The sequence below is a fragment of the Nocardia brasiliensis genome, from assembly GCF_042691675.1.
Classification (GTDB): domain Bacteria; phylum Actinomycetota; class Actinomycetes; order Mycobacteriales; family Mycobacteriaceae; genus Nocardia; species Nocardia brasiliensis_D.
On record NZ_CP170507.1, the window covers coordinates 6,980,595 to 7,005,753 of the forward strand.

At 67.8% G+C, this 25,159-nt stretch carries 21 protein-coding genes, 1 tRNA gene and 1 pseudogene; 16 read left to right on the top strand and 7 right to left on the bottom strand.

From position 1 onward, the window contains the following. The first annotated feature begins 21 nt into the window (after nt 1-21). Nucleotides 22-666, top strand: coding sequence for a class I SAM-dependent methyltransferase (locus ACFK0J_RS32055; RefSeq protein WP_378733455.1), 645 nt, complete (start codon nt 22-24; stop codon nt 664-666). Between the two features lie 86 nt (nt 667-752). Beyond that, nucleotides 753-1,205: pseudogene (locus ACFK0J_RS32060) on the top strand (peptide deformylase); the annotation flags it as partial. A 162-nt stretch (nt 1,206-1,367) separates the two neighbouring features. Here ACFK0J_RS32060 and ACFK0J_RS32065 read toward each other — a convergent pair. After that, nucleotides 1,368-2,165 carry a PIG-L deacetylase family protein gene (locus ACFK0J_RS32065; protein ID WP_378733456.1) on the bottom strand — a complete coding sequence of 266 codons (798 nt, stop codon included), beginning with the start codon at nt 2,163-2,165 and terminating at the stop codon, nt 1,368-1,370. A 228-nt stretch (nt 2,166-2,393) separates the two neighbouring features. Then, complete coding sequence (locus tag ACFK0J_RS32070) at nt 2,394-3,719, bottom strand: cryptochrome/photolyase family protein (protein WP_378733457.1); 1,326 nt, start codon at nt 3,717-3,719, stop codon at nt 2,394-2,396. Nucleotides 3,720-3,809: 90 nt separating this feature from the next. Between ACFK0J_RS32070 and ACFK0J_RS32075 the strand changes: the two genes are divergently transcribed. The 5 genes from ACFK0J_RS32075 (at nt 3,810) to ACFK0J_RS32095 (ending at nt 8,689) form a co-directional block, all read left to right on the top strand. Continuing rightward, the gene (locus tag ACFK0J_RS32075) at nt 3,810-4,172 is read left to right on the top strand and encodes a hypothetical protein (protein ID WP_378733458.1); all 363 of its coding nucleotides are present in this window, start codon (nt 3,810-3,812) and stop codon (nt 4,170-4,172) included. Nucleotides 4,173-4,262: 90 nt separating this feature from the next. Further along, nucleotides 4,263-5,108, top strand: a complete 846-nt coding sequence (locus tag ACFK0J_RS32080) for a MerR family transcriptional regulator (protein WP_378733459.1) — start codon at nt 4,263-4,265, stop codon at nt 5,106-5,108. Between the two features lie 253 nt (nt 5,109-5,361). After that, nucleotides 5,362-6,684 (top strand): NAD(P)/FAD-dependent oxidoreductase, encoded by a 1,323-nt coding sequence (locus tag ACFK0J_RS32085; protein ID WP_378733460.1) that lies wholly within the window; start codon nt 5,362-5,364, stop codon nt 6,682-6,684. Next, a complete protein-coding gene (locus tag ACFK0J_RS32090; protein ID WP_378733461.1) occupies nt 6,681-7,424 on the top strand; it encodes a DUF1365 domain-containing protein in 744 nt (247 codons plus the stop codon). Before ACFK0J_RS32085 ends, ACFK0J_RS32090 begins: the two co-directional genes overlap by 4 nt. Next, nucleotides 7,421-8,689, top strand: a complete 1,269-nt coding sequence (locus ACFK0J_RS32095) for a class I SAM-dependent methyltransferase (RefSeq protein WP_378733462.1) — start codon at nt 7,421-7,423, stop codon at nt 8,687-8,689. The genes ACFK0J_RS32090 and ACFK0J_RS32095 overlap by 4 nt, the downstream gene beginning before the upstream one ends. Before the next feature lie 9 nt (nt 8,690-8,698). Here ACFK0J_RS32095 and ACFK0J_RS32100 read toward each other — a convergent pair whose 3' ends face one another. Continuing rightward, nucleotides 8,699-10,048, bottom strand: a complete 1,350-nt coding sequence (locus ACFK0J_RS32100; RefSeq protein WP_378733463.1) for a TIGR01777 family oxidoreductase — start codon at nt 10,046-10,048, stop codon at nt 8,699-8,701. Between the two features lie 86 nt (nt 10,049-10,134). Here ACFK0J_RS32100 and ACFK0J_RS32105 point away from each other — a divergent pair, with 86 nt between their 5' ends. Further along, on the top strand, nt 10,135-11,112 hold the full coding sequence (locus ACFK0J_RS32105) for an SDR family NAD(P)-dependent oxidoreductase (RefSeq protein WP_378733464.1): 978 nt from the start codon (nt 10,135-10,137) through the stop codon (nt 11,110-11,112). Between the two features lie 133 nt (nt 11,113-11,245). Beyond that, nucleotides 11,246-12,052, top strand: coding sequence for a nuclear transport factor 2 family protein (locus ACFK0J_RS32110; protein ID WP_378733465.1), 807 nt, complete (start codon nt 11,246-11,248; stop codon nt 12,050-12,052). A gap of 27 nt (nt 12,053-12,079) precedes the next feature. On the opposite strand, the gene ACFK0J_RS32115 is transcribed toward ACFK0J_RS32110, so the two are convergent. Continuing rightward, a complete protein-coding gene (locus ACFK0J_RS32115) occupies nt 12,080-12,916 on the bottom strand; it encodes a sterol desaturase family protein (protein ID WP_378743184.1) in 837 nt (278 codons plus the stop codon). 267 nt (nt 12,917-13,183) lie between these two features. Here ACFK0J_RS32115 and ACFK0J_RS32120 point away from each other — a divergent pair, with 267 nt between their 5' ends. The 4 genes from ACFK0J_RS32120 to ACFK0J_RS32135 all read left to right on the top strand — a co-directional run bounded on the left by ACFK0J_RS32120 (nt 13,184) and on the right by ACFK0J_RS32135 (nt 16,345). Continuing rightward, nucleotides 13,184-14,347, top strand: a complete 1,164-nt coding sequence (locus tag ACFK0J_RS32120) for a sensor histidine kinase (RefSeq protein WP_378733466.1) — start codon at nt 13,184-13,186, stop codon at nt 14,345-14,347. A gap of 2 nt (nt 14,348-14,349) precedes the next feature. After that, nucleotides 14,350-15,015, top strand: a complete 666-nt coding sequence (locus ACFK0J_RS32125) for a response regulator (protein WP_378733467.1) — start codon at nt 14,350-14,352, stop codon at nt 15,013-15,015. Nucleotides 15,016-15,067: 52 nt separating this feature from the next. Further along, complete coding sequence (locus tag ACFK0J_RS32130) at nt 15,068-15,529, top strand: CinA family protein (RefSeq protein WP_378733468.1); 462 nt, start codon at nt 15,068-15,070, stop codon at nt 15,527-15,529. 102 nt (nt 15,530-15,631) lie between these two features. Beyond that, nucleotides 15,632-16,345 carry a hypothetical protein gene (locus tag ACFK0J_RS32135; protein ID WP_378733469.1) on the top strand — a complete coding sequence of 238 codons (714 nt, stop codon included), beginning with the start codon at nt 15,632-15,634 and terminating at the stop codon, nt 16,343-16,345. A 56-nt stretch (nt 16,346-16,401) separates the two neighbouring features. On the opposite strand, the gene ACFK0J_RS32140 is transcribed toward ACFK0J_RS32135, so the two are convergent. After that, the gene (locus tag ACFK0J_RS32140) at nt 16,402-17,208 is read right to left on the bottom strand and encodes a VOC family protein (RefSeq protein WP_378733470.1); all 807 of its coding nucleotides are present in this window, start codon (nt 17,206-17,208) and stop codon (nt 16,402-16,404) included. 203 nt (nt 17,209-17,411) lie between these two features. Here ACFK0J_RS32140 and ACFK0J_RS32145 point away from each other — a divergent pair, with 203 nt between their 5' ends. Both ACFK0J_RS32145 and ACFK0J_RS32150 read left to right on the top strand, forming a co-directional pair. Beyond that, nucleotides 17,412-18,674, top strand: coding sequence for an MFS transporter (locus ACFK0J_RS32145; protein WP_378733471.1), 1,263 nt, complete (start codon nt 17,412-17,414; stop codon nt 18,672-18,674). A 1,749-nt stretch (nt 18,675-20,423) separates the two neighbouring features. Then, nucleotides 20,424-20,612, top strand: coding sequence for a hypothetical protein (locus tag ACFK0J_RS32150; RefSeq protein ID WP_378733472.1), 189 nt, complete (start codon nt 20,424-20,426; stop codon nt 20,610-20,612). Nucleotides 20,613-20,687: 75 nt separating this feature from the next. Here ACFK0J_RS32150 and ACFK0J_RS32155 read toward each other — a convergent pair. Next, nucleotides 20,688-20,761: transfer RNA gene (locus ACFK0J_RS32155), tRNA-Met, on the bottom strand. Between the two features lie 553 nt (nt 20,762-21,314). Here ACFK0J_RS32155 and ACFK0J_RS32160 point away from each other — a divergent pair. Then, complete coding sequence (locus ACFK0J_RS32160; protein WP_378733473.1) at nt 21,315-21,872, top strand: transglycosylase family protein; 558 nt, start codon at nt 21,315-21,317, stop codon at nt 21,870-21,872. 74 nt (nt 21,873-21,946) lie between these two features. Here ACFK0J_RS32160 and ACFK0J_RS32165 read toward each other — a convergent pair whose 3' ends face one another. Continuing rightward, nucleotides 21,947-24,952 (bottom strand): UPF0182 family protein, encoded by a 3,006-nt coding sequence (locus tag ACFK0J_RS32165; RefSeq protein ID WP_378733474.1) that lies wholly within the window; start codon nt 24,950-24,952, stop codon nt 21,947-21,949. Between the last annotated feature and the right edge of the window lie 207 nt (nt 24,953-25,159).

Consider the following 25,159-nt stretch of genomic DNA (forward strand, 5'->3'; position numbering starts at 1 on the left):
CCCGAGTGGATCGTGGTGTGCATGACCGAGACACACAGCCACGACGGCGGAAATACGGTGGAGTACTGGGAGGCCTTCTACCAGGAGCGCGAACGCGTCTGGTCCGGCTCCCCCAATGTTTTCCTGGTGCGCGAAATCGAGTCGGTCCCCCCGGGCTCCGCGCTCGACCTCGGCTGCGCGGAAGGCGCCGACGCGGTCTGGCTGGCCGAGCGTGGCTGGCGGGTCACCGCGGTCGACGTCTCGGCGACCGCGCTGGACCGCGCCCGAGCCCACGCCGCGGACCGGAACGTCAGCGGAATCGACTGGCAGCAACACGATCTCGCGAACTCCTTCCCCGACGGACAGTACGAGCTCGTCAGCGCCCAGTACCTGCACTCCCCCGTCGCCCACACCGACGAACGCGAAAAGATCCTCCGCCGAGCAGCCGACGCGGTAGCCCCCGGCGGCCTACTCCTCATCGTCGGCCACGCCGGCTGGCCCACCTGGGCCGAAAACCCACCCGACGTGCACCTCCCCACCACCGCCGAAGTACGCACCGGCCTGAACCTCGACCCCGCCGAATGGACCGTCGAGGTAGACGAGGTCGTCGAGCGCGAACGCACAAGCCCGGAGGGAAAGCCCGGCACCCACAAGGACAACATCCTCCGCATCCGCCGCCACGCCTAACCACCGTGATCAACGGGACATGGCGGTGGCGCTTCTCGCGAAATGCCGCAGCCATGTCCCGTTGATCACGAAGCCGAGTCCAGTTCGTCGGGGATCTTTTCGAGACCAATACGGCCGCCAACGGCGCAGGCCTGGCCGCGAATCAAGTAGGCGACGGCAGGGCGGTCTTCGTCTACGACCTCGTGGATGCCTCGGTCCGCCATCGCGGCTATGTCGTCAACCCGGTCCTGGAGACCTCCGGCATTCCGGACACCATGCCCGACCCGGAGGACGACCTGGAGGGCGGCCTTTCGGTGCCGGGAGAGTGGTATCCCACCGGGCGCGCGCAGTGGTCGAGGGTCACCGGAGTGGACGTGGCCGGGCAGCCGGTCACGGTCGAAGCCACCGGATACCTGGCACGCTGCCTCCAGCACGAGACCGACCATCTCGCGGGACGTCTCTATCTCGAGCGCCTGATCGGACGGAATCAACGGGCGGCACGCCGAATGATCAAGGATCGCCAATGGACTCGACCCGGACGGTCGTGGTTGCCGGGATAGCCGAGCTCGCCGAGCTCTCCGAGGCGGGTCGAAAATTCGTGGGGTGATCCGGCCAGCGAATGGGTACTAGGTCTTTACGCCGAATCGACGCGGATCGGCGGCTGAACCAACTGGCCCGGGTGTCCGCATCGCAACGGCGCGGCGCGGACGCCCCCGGTCTACTCAGCCCCGGAGACGCGCGGGCTGGAAGATGTCATCGAGTGGCCGGTCCGGCGGCGCGGCGCCCTCCTCGACGAACCATTCCCAGTGCATGACCCGGCCGAGCACCGGTGTCGGCAGCCTGAGCAGAACCTTGGCGATCGCCGCGTAACTGCCCGATCCCTCGATGATCGAACGGTGCGCCGCGACAGCCGCTTTGCGCTGGGCCGCGAACCTGCTCACGTCGATCCGGTGGGTGATCTCGGAGCGTGCGCTGTAGGCGGATTCCAAGTCGAACACGCCGATCCGGACTCGGAAGAGACCGAGCAAACGCCCGAGGCGGGCAGCGCTGTCGCGCGGCATCGTGGCATCGAGCACGCGCGCGACACCGGCCAACTCGGCGGCTCGGGTGCCGACCTCGTGGACGCGCACATGATCGCGATGCCCATAGCCGCCGTTGCGGTCGTAGCTCAGCAGAATCTCCGCGTTCTCTTCCCGCAGGATCGCCGCGAGCCGTTCGGCGGCCTCGTCCAGCTCGGCCCGCAGGAAGCGCATACGGTCCGGCGGGTCGGCGAACAGCACGGCGCCATGGCCGCTGTCGGCATAGCCGAGGTGCGCCACCCGGGCCACGCCCAGCGCGGCCGCACTCGCCGCCAATTCGTTCAGCCGCACGGCTTTTCGCCCGTCGAGCGCGGCCATGTGGCCATCGGTGGCCACTACGATCACGGTTCGGTGCCCCGCCGCGGCCGCCGCGGCGAGTGTTCCTCCGGTCAGCAGAGTTTCATCGTCCGGGCGCGCGTGAAAAGCCACGACGGTTGCCATCGCAACAGTCTGGCACCCGGGTCGTGGCGGCGTCAGCCGCCGAGGACCAGCAGGGTGAGCGCCTTCTGCACGGTGTCCCACACTCTGCCGAGGGTGATCACGAAATCGACGGTACCCAACATCACCGGCTCCTTTCCGCGAGCAAAGGCAAAGCCCCGATGTATCGATTCAAGACCCGGCACCGTGGATTGGGAAGGGCACGCCGCCATTCGCGGCGAAAACGGTGCGCTACATCCCGACGCATTCGATGATCGGCGCGGGATACTCGGCGGGATCGATGTTCGCGCGCCACGGCATGTGCACGGCGGCGCCGGAAAGGTGCGCCAGTTCGGGAACCCAGCGGCGCACGTATTCGCCGTCCGGGTCGTACCGCTTGGCCTGGCGCAGCGGGTTGAGCACCCGATTCGGCCTGGTATCGGTGCCGGTGCCGGCCGCCCACTGCCAGTTGAGTTGATTGTTCGCCAGGTCCGCGTCGACCAGCCAGCGCAGGAAGTGGGCCGCGCCGACGCGCCAGTCCACCCGCAGCGATTTGGCCAGGAAGCTGGCGGTGATCAGCCGGGCCCGCCCCGGCATCCAGCCCTCGGCCAGCAATTGCCGCATAGCCGCGTCGATCACCGGATATCCGGTGCGACCGTCCCGCCAGGCCGCGACGGCCTGCGGATCGTCGCGCCAGCCGATCGACCGGGGCCGGTAGTCCGACCACGCGGCGTCCGGCCGGGCGGCGAGCAACTGATGGTGGAAGTCGCGCCACGCCAGCTGTCTGGCGAAGGCGTGGCCGCCCGGGGTCGACATGTCGACTCGATGCACCAGCTCCGCTGGGGACACACAACCGAAGTGCAGATACGGCGACAGCCGGGAGGTGGCGTCGGCGGCGAGGTAGTCGTTACGGTCTTCATAAGCCTCGATCGGCCCGGAAAGCCAGTCCCGCAGTATCTTTCGCCCTGTCGTCTCGCCACCCACGGCAAGTTGCGGCGAGGTCGGACCCGCGCGGAGTTGATCGGCTTCCGGCAGCGGATCGCTCGCCACCGACGGCACGGTGAGCCCGCGGGGCTTCGCCAACGGCTTGCGCTGAGGCGCCTCCGCCCACCGCCGGAAATACGGGGTGAAGATGGCGAAATGGTCCCGGCCGGTGGACGGGACGAGCACCTCCGGATCAGCGGCGGTGATCGACGCGGCATGGGTGTGCAGCACACAATCACGCTGCGCGAGCCGCTCTCGCAGCGCCTGTTCGCGTCTGCGGCTGTATCCGCTCACGTCGGCGGCGATGTGCACGCTCTCGGCCTGCACCTGCGCCGCAATCCGGTCCACTTCCGTGCCGACATCGCCACGCCGCACCACCAGCCGACCCCCGATTGCCCGCAATTCGGCATCGAGCTCCGCCAGTGCGGCGGCGAGGAAGCGCGCCCGATTCGGCGACGCGAAACGACCGGTCACGATGGCGTCATCGATGACGAAAAGCGGCACCACCGCGGCACCTTCACGATGCGCCGCGGTCAGTACGGGATTGTCGCGCACCCGCAGATCACGGGTGAACAGGGCGATGGTGACGGTCATCTACTCCTCCTCGGAAATCGACGACTTCACCCATTCTAGCCAATAACGATGCACAATTGATTCAAGCGTACAGATTCTCAGGAGGACCCGGTGAACTTTCCCTGGCTACCCCGGCTCGCGGGTGCACTGACGGCCGGCTATGGCGCGGCGGTCGCGGTGCGACCGGCCGTCATGCTCGGGCCTTGCGGCTGGTCCGACGACGACCCGGCTCTGCGCGCCGTTGCCAGGATGACCGCCCTGCGCGACGTCGCGTCCGGGCTGGCCATGCTGGTGGCGCCGACGCCGAAGGCCCTGCGGCTGGCGATCGCCGCCCGGGTGCTCGCCGACGCGTCCGACGCCACGGTCCTCGGGATCGCATTGCGCGACCGGCCCCAGCGCGGCAAGGCGATCGCGGTCGCGGCGGGCTGGGGCCTGGTGTGCGCCGCGACCGCGGCCACCACCGTGCGGAGCTGATCACCATGGCCCGGGCACCGGACACCCCGCGCGACGGCCGACCGCCCGGGCACCCTGAATCGGGCGAACCGGAACAGGCAGAATAGGGCGATGCCCGCCGGTTCCGCTCCCGCTCCCGACGCGGCCGGATACACGGTGCGCGCGGTGGCCGAGCGCCTCGGTATCCCGACGGCGACGTTGCGGAGCTGGAACCGGCGCTACAACATCGGCCCGCCACAGCATCGACCCGGCAAGCACCGCCTCTACACCGAGACCGATATCGCCCTGCTCGGGCGCATGCTGACCCTCATCAAGGAGGGCGCGAGCCCGGCGGGCGCGGCCGCCGCGGTGCGCGGACCGGTTCCGGTGCTCGGCGACCGGTTCCCGTTGCTCGCCGCGGCTTTCGCGCTGGAAACGCGCGCGGTGACCAACTATCTGGAGGCGCATTTCCGCGCCTACGGCGTGGTGCAAACCTGGGATCGATTGTGTCGCCCCGCATTCGCCGACATCGTGGCGCGCCAGGGCGCGGGCGAGCGCTGCATCGATGTGGAGCACTTGCTGTCGTGGTGCATCACTTCGGTGCTGCATCGCACCAATCCGCCGCCCGACGCGCCCGTGGCCACGCCGGTGGTGCTGGCCTGCACCAGCGGCGAGACACACGCGCTGCCGCTGGAAGTACTCCGCGCGGCGCTGGCCGAATGCGACGTCGATGCGCACATGCTCGGTGCGGACGTTCCGACCAGCGCGTTGACCGACAGCCTGGCCCGGCACGACCGCCCGGCCTCGGTAGTGCTGTGGTCACAGCAGGAATCCACCGCATTGACCTCGGCGGTGCGCGCCTGCCTCGATGCGGGATCGCGGGTCTTCGTCGGCGGCCCCGGCTGGGATTCGGTGATCCTGCCCGACGCGGCCGAACGTGTGGCAAGTCTCCTCGACGCCGTCGATCACCTGAGCTGACGCCCGCTCGAGCGGGCGTTCCGATGGTCGCCTGCGGATCGCTGAGGCCCGCCGCTGACCAGGCAGGCCAGCCGATGGTCGCCTGCGGAGCACAGCAGATATTGCCGGATCGAAGAAACGATGCATAATCGAGGCACTAGTCGTCGGCGCGATTTTCCCGGGGACAGCTGTGCCGACCCCGCTCCCCGAGCGCGGTGGCAACCCCGGTCGGCCGCTGTCGGCCGCGGCCGCGACGGGCAACGAGGAGGCACACATGAACCAGCACACCGGGCCGAGCGTGGACGGCGTCCGACAGATCGCTGTGATCGGCAGTGGCGTTGCCGGATTGACCGCGGCCTGGGTGCTGTCGAAGTCCGCCGAGGTAACCCTCTACGAAGCCGATCACCGGCTCGGTGGCCACGCCGACACCCATCGGGTCGCCGCGCGAAATGGTGCGACCGTAGGCGTCGATACCGGATTCATCGTGCACAATGATCGGACTTATCCGACACTGCTGCGGCTGTTCGGCGAACTGGGTATCCAGACCCAGGAATCGGACATGAGCATGTCGGTGCGCTGCGACGGCTGCGGCCTCGAATACGCGGGCGCCCGCGGCCCCGGCGGCTTGTTCGCCACGCCACGCTCACTGACCCGAGGACGCTATCTGCGCCTGCTCGCCGAGGTGCCGCGATTCCATCGCATGGCTCGCGCCGAACTGTTCGATACGGCCGAAGCCGGCCGCACGCTAGCGGAATTCGCCCTCGACAACGGCTTCTCCGACTACTTCGTCACGCACTTCCTCACCCCGCTCGTCGCGGCGGTGTGGTCGTGCGACCCGGCCACCGCGTTGCAGTACCCGGCCCGGTATCTGTTCACCTTCCTCGACCATCACGGCATGTTGACGGTGTTCGACTCGCCCACCTGGCGCACCGTCACAGGCGGTTCGGCCACTTATGTCCGCGCTGTCGCCGACCGACTGAACACCGTGCTCGTCGGCACTCCGGTGCGGGCCGTGCATCGCCTCGCCGACGGCATCGCGGTGCGCGACGACGCGGACGAGGTCAGGATGTTCGACGCGGCGGTGATCGCCACGCATCCGGATCAGGCGCTGGGCATGCTCGCCGAACCGACCCATGCGGAGGTCGAAATCCTTTCCGCCATACCATATTCGGTGAATCATACGGTGTTGCACACCGATCCGTCGGTGCTGCCGAGGGCGCGGCGGGCGCGGGCGTCCTGGAACTACCGGCTGCCATCGTGCACGGCGAAGCTGGATCGTGTGCTGGTCAGCTACGACCTGACCCGGTTGCAGCGGCTCGCGGGCGACCGGCGGTTCCTGGTCACGCTCGGTGACGGGGATCGGGTCGATCCGGACCTGATCATCGATCGGATGGTCTACCAGCATCCGCGCTACACCCCGAGTTCGGTGGCCGCGCAGCGCAGGCTCGGTGAAATCGGTTGTGCGCGACTGGCCTTCGCGGGCGCCTATCACGGCTGGGGTTTTCACGAGGACGGCGCACTGTCCGGGCTGCGGGCAGCGCAGCGCCTCGGCGCCGACTGGCACAGCACCACGCTCACGGCAGTGCGTACCTCGTGAACCGGCCGAGCACCACCACGACCGCGCAGATCGTCCGTACCCGGATCCGGCATGTGCGCCTCGCCCCGCTGCGCCACGAGTTCGGCTATCGCAGCTATAGCTGGCTGGTCGACCTCGACGACATGCCGCGGCTGCCGCGCTGGCTGCGCCCGCTCGCCGGGTTCCGCGCCGCCGACCATCTCGGCGATCCGGACCGGACCCTGCGCGAGAACGTCGACGGCTATCTCGCCGAGCACGGCATCGACCTGCACGGAGGTCGCGTATTGATGCTCGCCAACGCGCGGGTGCTCGGTTATGTGTTCAATCCGCTCACCCTGTTCTGGTGCCGCGACCGCGCGGGCACGCTGGTCTGCGTCATCGCGGAGGTGCACAACACCTATGGTCAACGGCACTGCTACCTGGTTCGTCCCGATGAGCACGGGGTGGCGACCGCCGCGAAGCGCTTCTACGTCTCCCCGTTCAACGAGGTGCGCGGTGAATACCGGATGCGGCTGCCCGAGCCGACCGACCGGCTGCGGGTATCCATCACCCTCACCGACGACCAGCCGATTTTCGCCGCCTCGATGACCGGGCGTTGCCAATCGGCCACCGTCCGTACCATCCTGCGCGCGACAGTGGCGGTACCCCTTGCCCCACTTGTGGTCTCGGCGCTCATTCGCAGGCACGGCGTGCATCTCTGGGCGCGTGGCCTACCACTCGTCCCCCGACCGGCCCAACACTTCGAGGAGTCTTCGCGGTGAGCATCCAATCGCACGTCACGGCACGACCCTCGACCTACTGGCCCGATGTCGAACAGGTGCCCACCGGGACCCGCGCCGCGATCGCCGCGGCGGTGGCGGACCGGCTGTTCCGGCACGCCGTGCGCACGCTCCCGATCCGGGTCGAGTACCCGGACGGGACGATCCTCGGTCGAGGCGCGCTGGACGCGCCGCGACTGATTCTGCACCGCCCCGGCGATTTCACCGCACGGCTCGGCGTCGGCGGACTGATCGGCTTCGGCGAGTCCTATATGGCGGGCGATTGGTCGGCTCCGGATCCCGCCGCGACGCTCGCCGTGTTCGCCGAGCACATCGACACCGTCGTCCCGGCTCCGCTACGCGCGCTGCGCCGACTGTATGTCGCGAAACACCCCGCCGCCGAACGCAACAGCGAATCGAACAGCCGAGGCAATGTCGCCAGGCATTACGACCTGTCGAACAATCTCTTCGAATTGTTCCTGGACGAGACGCTGACCTATTCCAGCGCGTTGTTCCCGGCCACCGCGCCACCACCGCGGTGGGCCGACCTCGCCGCCGCCCAGCGCGCGAAGATCGATCGGATACTCGACCGCGCGGGCGTCGGGCCGGGCACGCGGCTGCTCGAAATCGGCACCGGCTGGGGTGAATTGGCGCTGCGCGCGGCCGCCCGGGGGGCGTCCGTGCGCTCGGTGACGCTGTCCACCGAGCAGCGCGCGCTGGCCCTGGACCGGATCGCCGCGGCGGGCTTGTCCGACCGCGTCACCATCGATCTGCTCGATTATCGCCGGGTGACCGGCGAATTCGACGCGGTGGTCTCGGTGGAGATGATCGAGGCCGTCGGCTACGAATACCTGGACACCTTCTTCGAAACCATCGACCGGGTGCTGGCACCGGGCGGCCGCGCGGTGATCCAGGCGATCACCATGCCGCACCACCGCATGCTGGCCACCCGCGACACCTACACCTGGGTGCAGAAGTACATCTTCCCCGGCGGGTTCCTGCCCTCCACTCGGCTGCTCGCCGACGTGGCGGCGCGCTGCACCGAACTCGTTGTCCGCGAACAGCTGTCGATGGGCGAGCACTACGCGCACACGCTGCGCCTGTGGCAGCAACGCTTCAACGCCCGTGCCGACCGCGTCGCGGAATTGGGCTTCGACCCGATCTTCCGGCGGATGTGGCGGTTGTATCTGGCGCACGCCGAGGCCGGGTTCCGTTGCGGCTACCTCGACGTGCACCAGATCCTGCTCACCCGCGACGCACCCGCCTGACCGGGCGATTCAGTGTCGGGCGCGGCCGAGCAGATGTCGTAGCGCCGTCGCGAGATCCGGTGTGCGGAACCGATGCCCGGCCTTGTCGAGGACGGCGGGCACGACCCGCTGGCTCGCGGCGGCTAGTTCGCGGGCGCCTTGCTCGCCGAGCAGCAACGCCGGACCGAACTCCGGCACCGGTAGCAATGCGGGCCTGCGCAGCACGCCGGCCAGGATGTTGGTGTATTCGCTGTTGCGAACAGGTTGTGGGGCAACGGCATTCACCGGGCCGGACAGCGTGCTGTCCCACAGCGCGCGATAATAGATGTCCACCAGATCGTCGATCCCGATCCAGGACAACCACTGCTCGCCGTCACCGATCCGGCCACCGAGACCGGTCGCGAACAACGGCCGCAGCAGTCGCAGGGTGCCACCGCGCGGCGACTGCACGATCCCGGTCCGCATCGTGACGACACGTACTCCGCCGTCGGCGGCGGCGCCGGTGGCCGCCTCCCATGCCTCGACCACGTCGGCCAGGAAACCGTCGCCACGCGAGGCCTCTTCGGACAACCGCTCGTCGCCACGGTCGTAGCCGTAGTAGCCGATGGCAGACGCGCTGACGAAGGTCGGCACGCCTGCGCGGGCGGCCAGTGCGGCGAGCCGCTCGGTCGGTCCGATGCGGCTGTCGACGACGGCCTGCTTGTGTTCGTCGGTGAACCGGCCCGCGATGGAAGCACCCGCGAGGTGGACCACCGCGTCGACGCCGTCGAGCAGGTCGGGTGCGGGATCGTCCGGGTTCCATTGCCTTTCGCCCGGCTGCGGTGCGTGTCGGACCAGTCGGAGCACGGTGTGGCCGCCGGTCGTCAGGAACGCCGACAACGCCGAGCCGACCAATCCCGATGCGCCGGTCACCGCGATCGTCTCGGCCGCGAAGCCCGCCCGGGTCGCGTCGGCGTGGGCGGCCAGGTCGTCGGCCAACTGCCGATATCGGTAGTCGAACATCGGACGAAGGGCGAAGGCGGGCACCGGTGACTCCACGCGGTCCACCACCCTGGTGTGCGTGTCGTCGACGACCTCGAAATCGTGCGTGTGCCGCCAGCGCAGCAGCAGGCCCGCGGGCAGCGAGCCGACACCGTCGACGGCGATCCGGTCGACGAACCGCCGCGGCGGGTCGTAGCCATCGGGATCGTGTCTGGCCACCCAGCGCAACCCGCCCGGCAGCCCGAGCACGGCCTGCCCATCGGCCAGCGAAGCGGCCTCGGCGAGCACCGACACCGGCTGCCACGGCGGCGCGAGCCGCGCGAACGCGCCGGGTCGGGCATGCCACTCGAAGACCTCGGACCGGGGTGCCGCGACGACGCTCGAACACTCGATGGCCATGCTTCGACTCTAGCGAGGCGCCGGAACAATGCAACGTTCATGCATCGTTATTGCCAGATCCGCCGGTCGCGGACGAGAATTGCGCCATGACCGATGCGTCCGGTGCCCCCGCTTTCCTCGATACCCTGCTCGACCGGACGATCGCTCCCGGTTACAGCCGCCTCGGCTTCCGGTTACGCAGGCGCGGCTGGCCCGCGGCCGACCCACACCCCGCCGCCATGCGCGGCCGCACCGCGCTGGTGACCGGATCGAATTCCGGGATCGGCAAGGCCATCGCGGCGGAACTGGCCGGACTCGGCGGCTCGGTGGTGCTCGCGGTCCGCGACCGCGGCCGTGGCGAGCAGGCAGCCGCTGAGATCGTGGCCGCCGACCCGACGGCCGATGTCTCGGTGACCGTGTGCGACGTGTCCGATCCGCACTCCGTGGCCGACTGCGCGAACGAGCTCACCGACCGGCTGCCGCGACTGGACGTGCTGATCCACAACGCGGGCGTGTTGCCGCCCCGGCGCACCGAGACCGCCGAGGGACACGAGACCACGCTGGCCACCCACGTGCTCGGCCCGCTGTTGCTCACCGATCGACTCGTGCCGTTGCTCGACGCGGCCGACGGGTCCCGGGTGATCCTGATGTCCTCGGGTGGGATGTACACCCAGCGCCTCGCCGTCGACGACCCCGAATACCGACTCGGTCGATACTCCGGGACCACCGCGTACGCCCGCACCAAGCGCATGCAGGTGGCATTGACGCCCCTGCTGGCCGAACACTATGCACCCCAGCGCATTTCGGTGCACTGCATGCATCCGGGCTGGGCCGACACCCCCGGTGTCAGCGCGTCACTGCCCGCCTTCCATCGACTCACCGGTCCGCTGCTGCGCAGTCCCGCGGAGGGCGCGGACACGGCGGTCTGGCTCGCCGCGACCTCGGCCACGCTGCCGTCCGGCCGGTTCTGGCACGACCGGCGGGTGCGGCCGGAGCACTATCTACGGCGGACGCGCTACACCGCCGACGAGGCCTGGCGGCTCTGGCTGTTCTGCCGAGAAGCCGCTGGTATCGGCGTCGGATAGCGGTCCGCATCAGGGCCGCGGCCATGCGGCCCGAGACCGGCCGCGCCCAGTAGGACTGCGCCGGAACGCAATACCTCAATTGCAACTTGTTCTACCATGGGACGAGTCATCGTCGACATCGGAGGAACTTGTCATGCCGCTGGAACCCTCGGCCGCGGAGCTCTTGACGGCCGTCCAGGCGTCGCCGCGCGCGGTCGACGCGCATGACAAGTCCGCATGGGTCGACCTCTTCGCGGCCGACGCGGAGGTCAACGACCCGGTCGGGTCCCGCCCACACGTCGGCCGTGCCGCCATCGAGCGGTTCTACGACACCTTCATCGCCCCGAATGCCATCGCGTTCCGGGTCGATCGGGATATCGTGCACCCGCCGACGGTGGTGCGCGATCTGACCATCGAGACCACGATGTCCACCGGCGCCAGGGTCTCGGTACCGATGCACCTGCGTTATCAACTCGCCGACGAAGACGGCGACTGGAAGATCACCCATCTGGCCGCGCACTGGGAACTGGGCCCGATGATCGTGCAGCTGTTGCGTACCGGACCCAGCGGACTCGGTGCCGCGCTGCGACTCGGACCGCAACTGGTCACCCATCAGGGTGTCGACGGCGCGCTCGGCATGATGCGGGCGCTCGGCGGCGTCGGACGGGTGGGCAAGCGGATAACCACACGGTTGTTCGCCGCGGCGGGCAGCACGGACATCGTTCGCGTCCGCGGCTTGCTCGGTCACTATGCCGTTGTCGAACTACCCGCGGGCACACCGGTTTCGGTGGAAGAGTTCACCAACCGAGCACGAAATATGCGGTGGAGCAAGCTGATCGCCGCCGGTCGCACGGTGACCGCGACGGTCCGGCTCGGTGACACGCGTGGCGTGGCGTTCGTCGAGTTCGCCGCGGGCTCCCCGCAGATCGCCGCCATTCGTTTCTTTCTGGACCGCGTGTGAGATCGGTTGCCGGACAGGCGAATCGACTCAGGTGAGTTGGACCGACTTCGCGGGCTGCGGCGCAGCCTGCGCCTGCTCGGTCCAGCCGGGCGGGCCGAAGACGTAGCCCAGGCGACCGCGCCAGGTGGTGGCGCCCCGGACATCGCGGATCAGTCCGGCCAACTCGTGATAGTTGAGCTTCAAGGGATTGTCGGTGCCGATGTTCTTGGTGAGCCCGTAGCGGATGGGTTCGGATTCGGCGGCGAAGCTGCCGAACAAGCGATCCCAGATGATGAAGATGCCACCGTAGTTCCGGTCGAGGTACGGCTGATTCGAGCCGTGGTGGACGCGGTGGTGCGCCGGGGTGTTGAACAGGAACTCGATCGGCCGCGGCAGCGTGCCGACGCGCTGGGTGTGGATCGGGAATTGATAGAGCAGGCCGATGCTCTGCAGCAGGAAGATCATCCATACCGGGAAGCCGAGCAAAGCCGCTGGCACCCAGGCCATTCCACGCAGGATATTGGCCACCGGATGTACCCACGGCAAGCGGATCGCGGTGGACAGGTTGAAGTACTCGCTCGAGTGGTGCACGCTGTGCGCGGTCCACAGCAGCCGAACCCGATGGTCCGCGCGATGCGCCCAGTAGTAGCAGAAATCGGTGACCACCAGGCCGAGCACCCACACCCACCATGACTTCGCGGACAGGTGCAACGGGGTGACCGAGGCGGCCACCACCACCGCCGAGAACGGGATCAGATACTGCGTCAGCGGTTTGGTGAGCCGGCCGAGGGTGAACGTCGCCACGTTGGCCGCGGTGTCGCGCCCCGAGCCGACGTTGGCCGGGCGATCGGGATCGCGGCGGTACGCGATCCACTCCACGAGCATGAACAACGCGAATGCGGGGACGGCATAGCTCAACAACTCGACTCTGCCCACGGGATCTCCTTGCTTGTCCGTCGTCGATGCTCGACGCTACGGGCGATGGCCTGCGCGAACATCGCGCCGCCGAGGGATTCGGCGTCCCCCGCGCGGGGGACGCGGCGGCGCGGCGCGGCGGGCACAGTGGTCGGGCAGCATCCACGGGCCGGGGTGCGGGCGAGCTGGCTAGGATCGAGGCTCCGACGACACGAAGGCGGTGGCGAACTGTTGGATGTGAGCAGGTCGCTGGCCCGCCAGTCGCTGATGGTCGCGGTGGTGGCCGCGCTGATCGACGCCGTGGTGCTCGGCCTGTGCGGCGTGTTCGCCGTCGCGCCGTGGCAGACCGTCGCGGCGGTGGCCGCCATCGTCGCCGGTGATCTGGCGCTGGCCGCGCCGCCCCGCACGGCCGGTGTGGTCGCGGTGGCTCAGGTGCTGGTCCGGCTGCTGGCCGCCTGGCTGCTGCATCAGTACGGGTTCGGCACCCGATTCGCCGATGTCGGTTTCCTGGTGGCCGGGTACCGGGCCGGTGCCTGGTTGGCGGGACCGAAATCGGTGCTGACCATGCTCGTCATGTGCGGCGGTGTCGCGGCGGCCCATCTGCTCATCGGCAGCAAGAACGACCACGACTGGCGGCTGCTGGTCGCCACGACGGCGGCCGCGGGCTGTGTGCCGTGGCTGGTCGGCCGGTACACCGCGGCGCGCGGCGCGTACATCGCCGATCTGGAGCAGCGGGAGCGGCTGCGGCGCCAGGAACATCAGGTCGCGCTGGAGCGAGCGGTGACCGAGGAGCGGGCCGCCATCGCGCGGGATCTGCACGATGTGATCTCTCATCACGTCAGCGCCATCGGTATCCACGCGGGCGCGGCCCGAATGGCCATGGCGGGCACGGCGAACGGTACGGCGACCCGGTCGCTCGCGGCGGTGGAGTCGAGCAGCCGGGCCGCCATGGTGGACCTGCGCCGTCAACTCGATCTGCTGCACGGCCGCGACGACGCGGGACAGCGGCAGCCGGGACTGGCCGATATCGATGGGCTGGTCGACCACGTGCGTGCCGCCGGAATGAATGTCGAAGTGGCCGTGCGTGGTTCGGTGGTCGAGCTGCCCGAATCGTTGGATGTCACGGTGTATCGGATCGTGCAGGAGATGCTGACCAACGCATTGCGCCACGGCGACGGCGAGCATGCGTGGTTGGAGGTGGAGTACCGGCCCGAGCGCGTGCTGATCCGGGCGATCAATCCGATGCCGGCGGCACCGGCGGCCGAAGACACCGCGGTGCCGCGCGGGCTGGGCGGGATTCGCCGCCGCACCGAACTTTTCGACGGCGAACTCGACTACGGCCTCGACGCGTCCGGAACCTCCTGGCACACTGCGGTTTCCGTCCCGATCGGCGGCTCGTGAAGATGTCGATCCGGGTCTTGATCGCCGACGACCACAGCATGTTCCGCTCCGGACTGCGCGCGGTCGTGGACAGCCAAGCTGACCTCGACTGCGTCGCCGAGGTCAGCGACGGCCGCGCCGCCATCGCCGAAACCGCAAGGCTGCGACCAGATGTCGCGATTCTCGACGTACGCATGCCCAAGCTGGATGGGCTCGCCGCCACCGAGGCGATCGTCGCGGCGGGCGGCACCCGGGTACTGGTCCTCACCACCTACGACAGCGACGCCAACCTCTACCGTGCGCTCCGCGCGGGCGCGAGCGGGTTCCTGCTGAAGAGCCTGCCGCCGGAAGAACTCGTCGCCGCCATCCGGATCGCCGCTCGCGGTGACGCGCTGATCGATCCCTCGATGACCCGCCGCCTGGCCACCCGGTTCGCCACCACCCTCGCCCCGCCGCACACCCCGGCGGAGGTCGGCCAGCTCACCGCCCGCGAATTGGAGGTGCTACTCCTGCTCGCGGACGCGCGCAGCAATGCCGAAATCGCGGCTCTGCTCGGCGTCGGCGAGGAAACGGTGAAGACCCACGTCTCCCGTGTTCTGGCCAAACTCGGTGTGCGCGACCGCATTCACGCGGTGGTCTACGCCCACCAGCACGGCTTGGTCTCGCACACCCCACCCGGTCCTCGCTGATCATCGCGGCAATGCGCATGATGGATGTGATGTCGAAAGAAAGGACGAACCTTTGACAGCCAACGGCCTGGCGGAAGAACTTGCCGAAGTGGTCCAGCGCGGTGATCTGACGGTGGCGGTCGCGGAGTCGCTGACCGCCGGGCAGATCGCGGCCGCGCTAGGCGCCGCGCCCGAGTCGGCCGAGTGGTTCCGCGGCGGTGTCGTGGCCTACTCGGCGGAGGTCAAGCGCAGCGTGCTCGGCGTGCCCGAGGTGCCGGTGGTGTCGGAGACGGCGGCCAAGGCGATGGCCGAGGGCGTCACCTCGCTGATGGGGTCGACGCTGGCGGTGGCCGTCACCGGGGTCGGCGGGCCGGGTCCGCAGGACGGGGAGCCCGCGGGCTCGGTGTGGTTTTCGGTTGCGGGTAAGGACGTGACGGCCTCGCATCGCCAGTTCGACGGCAGTCCGGAGGAAGTGCTCGAGCAGACCGTCGACCATGCGCTCGAACTGCTGCTCGAGGCCGCACGCGGGCATTGAGCACCGGGCGGACCGGCGCGCCCGTCCGAATTGTCCCCAAGCCGGAGCAGGTCGAAGTACCGTTGACGAGACTGGCTGGTCTTCTTCGATGGATGGAGCACTATGCGTAGTGATCACACCCGCCTCGTAGTCACGGTCGTCGCGTGTTCCGGCCTGGTCCTGTCCGGAGTCGGTATCGCGTCCGCGCAAGTCGCCACCGGCTCGGTGCCGGATGGCCATCCGGTAGCAGTCCACACACCCACCCAGCAGGCGCTGATCGAGCGGGCCCGGCAGCGCTCGGCGAGCGCGCGCGACCGTGCCGAATCGGTGCAACCCCGCGAATCGGTGCAACCCGGCGCGTCGGTGCAACCCGGCGATTCGATGCAACCCGGCGATTCGATGCAACCCGGCGATTCGATGCAACCCCGCGAATCGATGCAACCCGGCGATTCGATGCAACCCGGCGATAACGCGTGCCCGGCCGCGCCGGAAAAGGCGAAGCAGAGTCCCGCCCAGCGCGACACCATTCGCACCGGCCTCGACAGCGCGGCAAAGGCCGCCGAAGCCGCGTCGAATACCGCGGCCGCCGCCCGTGCCGCGGCCGACGCCGCACGCGCCGCGCTGGCGGCGGTCCTCGCCACCGAAGAGGCCGCTGACGGCTTCCTCAGCATTCTCGAAGCCGAGATGGCCGCCCGTGCGGCCGAGGATGCTGCCGCCGCCCCCGACGATGTCGAGCTCGCCAATGCCGCCGCCGCGGCGGAGAACAGGGCCGCCAAGGCGACCGCCCGGACGACCAAGGTGCCGTTCCACCCGATCCACCCGATCCGCAAGCCATGAACCGGCGCGGGCCTGCGCCGAAACGCAGGCCCTTTGTCCATACCTAACGGCGTAACCTACGCACCTGTCGGCGGTTCACCCACCGTCGTGTTGACGTCGATGACGCCGAACGCCTCGCCTTGCGGCCCTTGCAGGACTCCCATCCGACCGAACGCGCTGTCGTGCGGATCCATCAGGACGGTGGCGCCAAGCTGCGCGGCCCGGGCGACGGCCGCGTCGGTGTCGTCGACCTGGAACCAGATCTGCCAGAAGGGCGGGGTATCGCCCGGTTCGGTCGAGGTATCGAAGACACCGCCCACCTCCTCGCCCGTCGGGGAGAGGCTGAAGGTCGAGTAGGTGAAGTTCTCGCCGTCGCCGATTTCGTGGTAGTGCCAACCGAATACCGCCGCGTAGAACTCCTGCGCCTGCTTGTACCGATCGGTGTTCAGCTCGTTCCAACAGTAGGTGCCATGCTCGTTGTAGATTCCGGCGCCGGTGTGCGCCTTGGCCTCCCACACCCCGAAGACCGCACCGGTCGGGTCGGCGGCGACGAACATCCGGCCGACGTCGAGCACATCGAACGGCTGCATAATCACCGAACCACCTGCCGCCGTGACCTTTTCGGCAATCGCGTCGGCACTGTACGCGGCGAAGTAGGTGGTCCACGCCGAGGGCATCGGCACACCGGCGGGCTTGGGCCCGATCCCCGCGGCGGGTCTGCCGTTGCGTAGCGCCATCAGATAGCCACCCGCGTCCGGCGGACTATCCAGAATTTCCCAGCCGAACAGTTCGCCGTAGAACTCGCGGGCGCGCGTGGTGTCGTCGACCTGACTGTCGACCCAGCACGGTGTCCCCTGCGGCCAGCTTCCGTCGTGTGTGGGCATCTCCGTGGCCTCCTGACCTCGGTTAGCTGAAGTGCGGCCGGACGCGGCCTGCACCCACCAAGTCAAGCATCGAGTCGGCCAGGGCAGCACCGGAATCGCGGTTCCGGCGGGGTTCTGTGCACGCCGCGGACCAGCAACTTCGCGAACCGGACCGAACACGATCAATTGTTGCCGAAAGGGGGCTTGATCAGGAGTATGGCGGGATGACCACAGCCTCCGAGGTCGGCCGCGAGCGTCTCCGGCTGGATGAACTTCCGGTTCGTCCCATTCATCGCAAATTGGTCGTTCTCGTCGGTGCGGGACTGTTCTTCGACCTGTACGAGTTGTTCCTCGCCGGGACCATTACCGGGGTGCTGAAGCAAGAGATGCACCTGTCCACCTTTCAGCTCAGCGGCATCGTCGGGTCGGCGTTCGCGGGCCAGTTCCTGGGGGCGCTGGTGATCGGCCGGTTGTCGGATGTGTTCGGGCGGCGCCGCATGTTCATGGTCAATATCGCGCTGTATTCCGGGTTCACCCTGCTCGGTGCGTTCAGCCCGAACATCACCTTTCTGATGGCGACGCGATTCCTGGCGGGACTGGGAATCGGCGCCGAGATGACCGTGTCCGACACCTATCTCTCGGAAGTGGTTCCGCCACAGGTGCGTGGCCGCTTGATCGCCACCGCGTACACGATCGGTTTCTGCGCGGTGCCGATCGTCGGGTTCCTCGCCCAATGGCTGGTTCCGTTGCGGCCCTTCGGTATCGAGGGCTGGCGCTGGCTGTTCGTGATCGGCGGGCTGGGCGCCGCCGTGGTGGTCGTGGCGCGGCGGAACATGCCCGAGTCACCACATTGGATCGCCCGGCAGCAGCAGAAGACCCCCGTCACGCCCTTCAGTGCGATAGTCCGGCCGCCGTACCGCGCCAGGACAACTCTGTTCGCCGCGGTGATGATTCTGCAGGTCTTCGGCTACTACGGTTTCGGCACCTTGGCGGTGCTGGTGTTGGACCGCAAGGGTTTCGAGGTGGTGACCTCGCTGAGCTACCTGGCCATCACCTATCTCGGCTACCCGCTCGGCTCGCTGCTGGCGATCCCGTTGATGGAGCGGATCGAACGCAAGCATCTGGTCATGGGGACCGCCACCATGATGGCGGTATTCGGCCTGACCTTCGGCTTCGCCACCAGCGTGCCGCTCATCCTGCTGTCGGGCGGACTGTTCACCGTGGCCAGCAACGTGTTCTCCGACGCGCTGCACGCCTACCTACCGGAGTCCTTCGCGACCGCGGTGCGCGGCACCGCGTCCGGTGCGACCTATTCGCTGTCGAAGATCAGCACCGCACTCCTGCCATTCCTATTACTCCCCCTGCTCGATCGTCCCAACGGACCCGGGCTGGTCTTCTCGGTCATCACCCTCGCACTGATCACCATGGTCGTCCTGGTCGGCGTATGGGGCCCACTAACCGGCCGACGCGCACTGGACGCGGAGTGAACCGCTGACCACCGCCACGGAACGCGATGCCCGACCGGGCAGGGGCACTCAGCTCAGCGCCCGACGTACCAGTAACCTGCTCCGTCGCGCTGTGCATCCATGAGCTCGCGCCATTCGGTGACCGAATGTGGGGCGCTGGCGATGGTGATGTGTAGTCGGAAATCCTTCTACGACAACGTGTTCGAGCGTATGCCAGGACTCTTGGAGCCCGCACCGGCCGCAGATGTTCGGATTGAATCCATGCCCGCGCTCGAGGGGACGCTGCCCGAGCAGGTCGGCGGCGTCGGGATGCTCTCCCGCCGTCAAGACATCGCGGGCGATGCTCACCGGGAGCTCTTTCGCCCGGCGGATTCGGATTGCGCTGTGACCGATGCTCGCACGGCACGCGCCGGGTCGTGCTGAATATCAGCACGACCCGGCGCGAACGCAGACCCACAGGCGCAGCGCTCGCCGCAGGGCCGGAAATTGCCTAGATCAGGGTGTCACTTTCTATCTATCTTCCCCGGGACCGCGCCTTTCGTAGCGGGGAGGGCTCGGTTTGAGAGTCCACTCCTTGGGGTCGGTACTGCTCAGGACGACACAACCATGACTACCCGCCCCTCCGTCGTAGCCAGGCTCAGGCTGTGCCGGACCGGTTTCCAACACTCCGACTCCGCCTCCGCGTCCGCCCCTTCCGCTGGAATCGGGACGCTTACAGCCGAAGAACAATTCGATCTGCGATGCTGACTTTTGATTCAGGCCAGGTCCACCACCGCTGTTCCCGCTGCCGTTGCCACCTGAGCCGCCGCCGGGGCCACTGGTGAGGCCGAATTTCTCGTTGCCGTGGCAGTCCGATTCGGTCGCGTTGGCGCCCGCGCCACCTGCCCCACCTTCGTTGCTGGGGTTGTTCTTACCGCCCTTACCGCCCTCGCCACCGGCGGCAGTGATGAGTTCTGAAGAGCCCTTGGTGATGGAGGAGGCAGTGCCCGCCTCGCCATCGGAGCCAGCGCCCTCAGGCTTGTCGACCGGGGCACCGCCCTTTCCTCCCGCACCTCCGGCGCCGACTTTGATCGTCAAAGTGTCTCCCGCACTGACATTCAGGACGCAACCCACTGCGGCACCGCCGCCACCCGCGCCGCCACCGCCACCGGAGAGGGCCCCGTAGCCGGCGCCGCCGCCCCCGCCCCCGGTGCCCCCGAGCGCCGCCGCCCAGATCTTCGTCATTCCGGCAGGGACGGTGCAGGTGGTCTCACCTGGTGTGAAGAAGGTGCCTGGGTCCACGTGGTCGCCGATGGTGCAGTCGGCGGCATAAGCGGGACCGGCCAGGGTGACCGGGAACAAGGTGGCCCCGGCGAGCGTCAGCGCCAGGCCGGCCCCTCGTATCGCCGGTCTGCTACACCGGCAGCGGGTAGACAAGGACTGGAACAACGATGATGCCATCTCACTTGCCTTTCTTGTGATGTCGTCTTGATATGCCGCGGTGTGTACGCGGCCGTAGCGGCGAAATCGGGGGTATCAACACAGGGAGCCTGTAGGACGGCAGATCACACCGGAACACACAGGACCGGCTCGAACCCTATTCGGCACGCCACCCTCCACGGATGGGGCTCGCCACCCCCCTTATCAAGGTCGTTCAACATGAACGGCAGACCAGCGCCACGGACGCGATGCCCGACCGGGCAGGGGCACTCAGCTCAGCGCCCGACGTACCAGTAGCCTGCTCCGTCGCGCTGTGCATCCATGAGCTCGCCCCACATTCGGTGACCGAATGTGGGGCGCTGGCGATGGTGGAGTTGGGCCGGGCCCGGGACCCAGACGATCAACCGGATACATCGACTGCTGCTAGACCTGGTGCCCGTGGACGCGAAGAAGTACCTGTCGGCGCGCCAGGCCCGCGAGCTGGTCACGACGGTCACCGTCCGGGACGCCGCGAACCCTGCGACGGCACCGCAACCATGACACTAAGTTTGGCTAATGATGCCGAACTAATGCGAAAACGGCCCGGAACCTATAGTTCCGGGCCGTTTTCGCTAGTAGCGGGGACAGGATTTGAACCTGCGACCTCTGGGTTATGAGCCCAGCGAGCTACCGAGCTGCTCCACCCCGCGTCGGTAAACACAACATTACACACGGGTACACGGGGACAGCAAATCGTCTGGTCAGGGGGGTATTTGCCGGGCACCAAGGCAAGGGCGGAGGCATCCGCCGAGAGGCGACGAGGCAGACCGGAGAGTCGGGGATCACACACCCTACGGCTCCGCCGGGTGGACTCGCGGCACCCCGGCGAACAATGCGGATGGGGCTATCACCGGCGGCGGCAACTCGTTAAACGTGATCTGAATCACTATATCGTGGTGATCTCGATCACATAACGGTGCTATAACAGACCGTCCAGAATGCGTGTTGATGTTATTTCCCACCTGCACAAAGGACGATATTCGGGTTATTCGCTTCATGCAATTCGACTGTTATCAAGACGTGATCTGCCGAGATTTCTTCGTTACCGTGCGTTCACGGCCCGGATCATCCGTGATGGGCTCGAACTCGAACCGACGAATACCGGCGACCCTGCCCCGCGGTTCGAGGATCCCCGACGACCTGGGGGCAGGGACACGGCAGCTCGATCGTCGTGTCGGTAGGCGCAGGGAGGGAAAAACACACATGACTGAGAACCGGAAGTTCAACGCCCGCGCCCTCGGCTTTGCCGCTGTCACCGGCGCCCTTGTTGCCGTCCCGTTCGCACTCTCCACCGCGACCGCGTCCGCCGCGCCTGCCCACAACTGGGACGGCGTCGCGCAGTGCGAGAGCGGTGGCAACTGGGGGATCGCCACCGGCAACGGCTACTACGGCGGCCTGCAGTTCTCGCCGAGCACCTGGGCGGCCAACGGTGGCCAGGGCTCCGCGCACACCGCAAGCAAGGAAGAGCAGATCCGCGTCGCGGAGAACGTGCTCGCCACCCAGGGCGTCGGCGCCTGGCCGCATTGCGGCCAGTACCTGCGCCCCGGCACCTCCGAGCCGGAGCCGGAGGCCGTCGTGGAGCCGGAGCCCGCCCCGGAGGCCGCCGCGCCCGCGCTCCCGCTGCCCGGCAGCCAGCAGGCCCTCGTCGACCAGGCCGTGGCCGTGGGCAGCGACCTGGCCAAGCAGCACGGCCTGGAGGCCCAGTACCAGCAGATCCTGGCGCAGAACGGCTCGCTGATCCAGGCGATCGCCGGCAACTGAGCACCGGTACCGCATAACGAAGCGGCGCTGCCGTCCCCGGGGACGGCAGCGCCGCTTTCGCGTTCGGTCCTACCTCAGCGACCGGCGTCCTGATACGCCTTCACCGCGGCGTCCAGCTCGTCCAGCGCCTTACCGAAGTCCTGGAAGTTCCCGGTGCGCATGGCATTGCGCACGGCGTCGATCTTCCTGTTCAACTCGGCGGCGGCGGCGTCCTTCGCGGGCGACGAGCCGGGTGGCGGGGTGACCCCGCCCGGCGGCGGTGCCGGAGTGCCGCCGGCGTTGGGCGGCGGCGTGGTAGTGCCCTCCGCCGGTGGCGGCGGCGTGCCGGGTTTCGGCCTGGTCGCCGGGTCGCCACCGAACGGTGTCGCCAGCGAACCCGCACCGGGCAGCACCTGGTTCAGCGCCTCCGCCAAGGTGGACGCATAGCCGACCTTCACGCTGCCCGCCTCATCGCGATAACTCACGAGGACGCGCAGCAACTGCGGGAAGGTCGAGGTGTTCGGCCCGGTATTGCGTTCGTTGTAGAAGGGCTCCACATACAAGATGCCGCCGTCGGCGATCGGCAGCGTCAGCAGATTGCCGTATTTGATCTTGTTCGAGTTGGACAGCAAGGTCCGCTCACGCGAGACCTCGGGTGCGGTCGTCATCGTGTTCTGCGTCTGCTGCGGACCCTGTGTCTGGGTATCGGTCGGCAATCGTCGAATCGTGAACTTGCCGTAGCCGTCCGGATCCGAGCGCACCGAGATATAGGCCGACAGGAACTGCCGGTTGTAGCCGACCATGGCGCTGGTCAGGTTGAACACCGGCTTGTTCGTCTGCGGATCACCGAGCAGCACGTAGTACGGCGGCTGGTTCAGCGTGCCGCCCTCGATCGTCGGATCGCTCGGCACCGACCAGAACGCGTTGTTGGTGAAGAACTCTCGCGGATCGTCCACGTGATACTTGGTCAGCATCTCGCGCTGCACCTTGAAGAAGTCCTCCGGATAACGGAAGTGCGCCCGCAACTCCGGCGAGATCTCGCTCTCCGGCTTCACCGCGCCGGGGAACACCCCGCGCCACGCCTTGAGCACCGGATCCGTCGAGTCCGTCTCGTACAGGGTCACCGTGCCGTCGTAGGCGTCGACGGTGGCCTTCACCGAGTTGCGGATGTAGCTGACCTCCTTGCGCGGAATCAGCCTGCCGGTCTTCTTGTCGATGCTGTCCTCGAGCGCACCGTCCAGCGAGGTGGTCTGCGCGTAGGGGTAGTTGTCGAGGGTGGTGTATGCGTCGACAATCCACTGGATCCGGCCGCCGACGACCGCCGGGTAGGCGTTGCCGTCGGTGGTCAGCCACGGCGCCACCTTCTGCACCCGCTCGCGCGGCGCGCGGTTGAAGATGATCTTGGAGTCGTCGCCGATGGCCGAGGAGAAGAGAATATTGCGCTCGGCGTACTTGGCGGCGAAGGCGAGCCGGTTGAACCAGTTGCCGATCGGCACCCCGCCCTTGCCGTCATAGGTGAATTGCGCGGTGTCGGAATCGTATTCGCGGGCGCGCTGGCCGTCGGTCCCGCCGACGATCGCGTAGTCCGGGCTCGCCTGCGAAATCACCTCGCCGTAGTAGATGCGCGGCTGGTCGACCTTGATCCGCTGCTTGTCCGTCGGCGTGAACAGGTCGCTGACCATGAATATCGGGTAGCCGCTGTCGCTGCTGCCACCGGTCGCGTTCGGGTCCTCGGACTGGGGCTTGTTCACCCGGTTCGCCGGCGCGGCGACGAAGCCGTTGCCATGGGTGTAGACGGTGTGCTGGTTGATCCAGTCCTTCTGGTTGCCGCTCAACGCCGCCGGGGACAGCTCGCGCGCGGCGACGATGTAGTCCTGCACATCGCCGTCGAGGTTGTAGCGGTCGATATCCAGCGACTCCGGGAAACCGTAGAAGTTCTTCAGCTGCCGCAGCTGGGTGAAGGTGGGCGACAAGATGTTCGGATCGAGCAGCCGGGCATTACCGATCGTCGCGGCATCGACCGGCACCTCCCCGGGCGTTTTCTTGCTCTCGCCCTTGTAGTCGATGTAATCGATCTTGTCGTCGGTAATACCGAACGCCTGCCTGGTCGCGGCGATATTGCGTTGAATGTATTCGCTTTCCTTGTCCGCGGCGTTCGGGCGCACCGAGAACTGCTCGACCACCAGCGGCCATACCGCACCGACCAGGATCGAGGACAGCACCAGCAGCGCGGCCGCCATAGCGGGCAGCCGCAGATCGCGCAGCACGATACCGGCGAAGAAGGCGAGCGCGCAGATCACCGCGATGGACAACAGGATCAGCTTGGCGGGCAGCACCGCGTTGATATCGGTGAAAGAACCCCCGGTGAAGGTGGGCTCCTTACGACTGCTCATCAGCAACTCGTAGCGATCGAACCAGTACGCGATCGCCTTGAGCAGCACGAAAAGTCCCGCGATCACGGCCAACTGGATGCGCGCGGCCCGGGTCAGCGTGCCCTCGCGACCACTCAGCCGCAGGCCACCGAAGACGTAATGCGTCACCAGGCTGGCGAAGAACGCGATGACCACGGCGACGAACAACCAGTTCAGCACCATCCGATACAGCGGCAGCTCGAAGGCGTAGAAGCTGACGTCGAGATGGAACTGCGGGTCCGTCTGGTTGAACGTGCTGCTGTTCAGGAACAGCTGCACAGTGACCCAATTCGATTGCGCCACCAGACCGGACAGCAGCCCGAGCAACACCGGGATGCCGACGCCGAACAGCCGCAACCGGCTCATCACGGTGGTGCGGTAGCGCGCGATCGGATCGTTCGGCCCGGCCACCGGCACGAACACCGGCCGGGATCGATACGCCAGCAGCAATGCCAGCCAGACGATCAAGCCGACGAACAGCGCGACGCCGACGAACAACAGGATCCGAGTCCACAGCACGGTGAGATACACACTGCGGAAACCGACCTCGCCGAACCACAACCAATTGGTATAGGTGTCCGTCAGTCGTGGACCTAGCAACAGCAACGCCGCAAGGGCGATGGCCGCCAGCAGCAGCGCGCGGCTGCGTCGGGAAAGCGAAGGTAAGCCGGTGGGGGGCCGCATGCCCACGATGCCACTCTCCAAGGTCCGGCGGCGCTCGCGCCGATACAGCAGGCCGAAACGCCGCAGTCCGATGTTGCGGGGTGGTCCTCTCGGACCGTTCTCGGCCTACTCTACGGAATCGGACACAGATCACATGCTCTGGATCTGTTGCGGCGCTCGCAAAATTCGCGCGTGACGGTCGATCGGGCGCGAAGCTGCGGGTTTGTGGTTGGG

Coding starts and splice junctions, on each gene's coding strand:
- ACFK0J_RS32080 (WP_378733459.1), top strand. CDS start 4,263: ATGCCCGCCGGTTCCGCTCCCGCTCCCGACGCGGCCGGATACACGGTG.
- ACFK0J_RS32100 (WP_378733463.1), bottom strand. CDS start 10,048: ATGGCCATCGAGTGTTCGAGCGTCGTCGCGGCACCCCGGTCCGAGGTC.
- ACFK0J_RS32055 (WP_378733455.1), top strand. CDS start 22: ATGACCGAGACACACAGCCACGACGGCGGAAATACGGTGGAGTACTGG.
- ACFK0J_RS32110 (WP_378733465.1), top strand. CDS start 11,246: ATGCCGCTGGAACCCTCGGCCGCGGAGCTCTTGACGGCCGTCCAGGCG.
- ACFK0J_RS32160 (WP_378733473.1), top strand. CDS start 21,315: ATGACTGAGAACCGGAAGTTCAACGCCCGCGCCCTCGGCTTTGCCGCT.
- ACFK0J_RS32145 (WP_378733471.1), top strand. CDS start 17,412: ATGACCACAGCCTCCGAGGTCGGCCGCGAGCGTCTCCGGCTGGATGAA.
- ACFK0J_RS32135 (WP_378733469.1), top strand. CDS start 15,632: ATGCGTAGTGATCACACCCGCCTCGTAGTCACGGTCGTCGCGTGTTCC.
- ACFK0J_RS32065 (WP_378733456.1), bottom strand. CDS start 2,165: ATGGCAACCGTCGTGGCTTTTCACGCGCGCCCGGACGATGAAACTCTG.
- ACFK0J_RS32140 (WP_378733470.1), bottom strand. CDS start 17,208: ATGCCCACACACGACGGAAGCTGGCCGCAGGGGACACCGTGCTGGGTC.
- ACFK0J_RS32115 (WP_378743184.1), bottom strand. CDS start 12,916: ATGCTCGTGGAGTGGATCGCGTACCGCCGCGATCCCGATCGCCCGGCC.
- ACFK0J_RS32070 (WP_378733457.1), bottom strand. CDS start 3,719: ATGACCGTCACCATCGCCCTGTTCACCCGTGATCTGCGGGTGCGCGAC.
- ACFK0J_RS32125 (WP_378733467.1), top strand. CDS start 14,350: ATGTCGATCCGGGTCTTGATCGCCGACGACCACAGCATGTTCCGCTCC.
- ACFK0J_RS32085 (WP_378733460.1), top strand. CDS start 5,362: ATGAACCAGCACACCGGGCCGAGCGTGGACGGCGTCCGACAGATCGCT.
- ACFK0J_RS32105 (WP_378733464.1), top strand. CDS start 10,135: ATGACCGATGCGTCCGGTGCCCCCGCTTTCCTCGATACCCTGCTCGAC.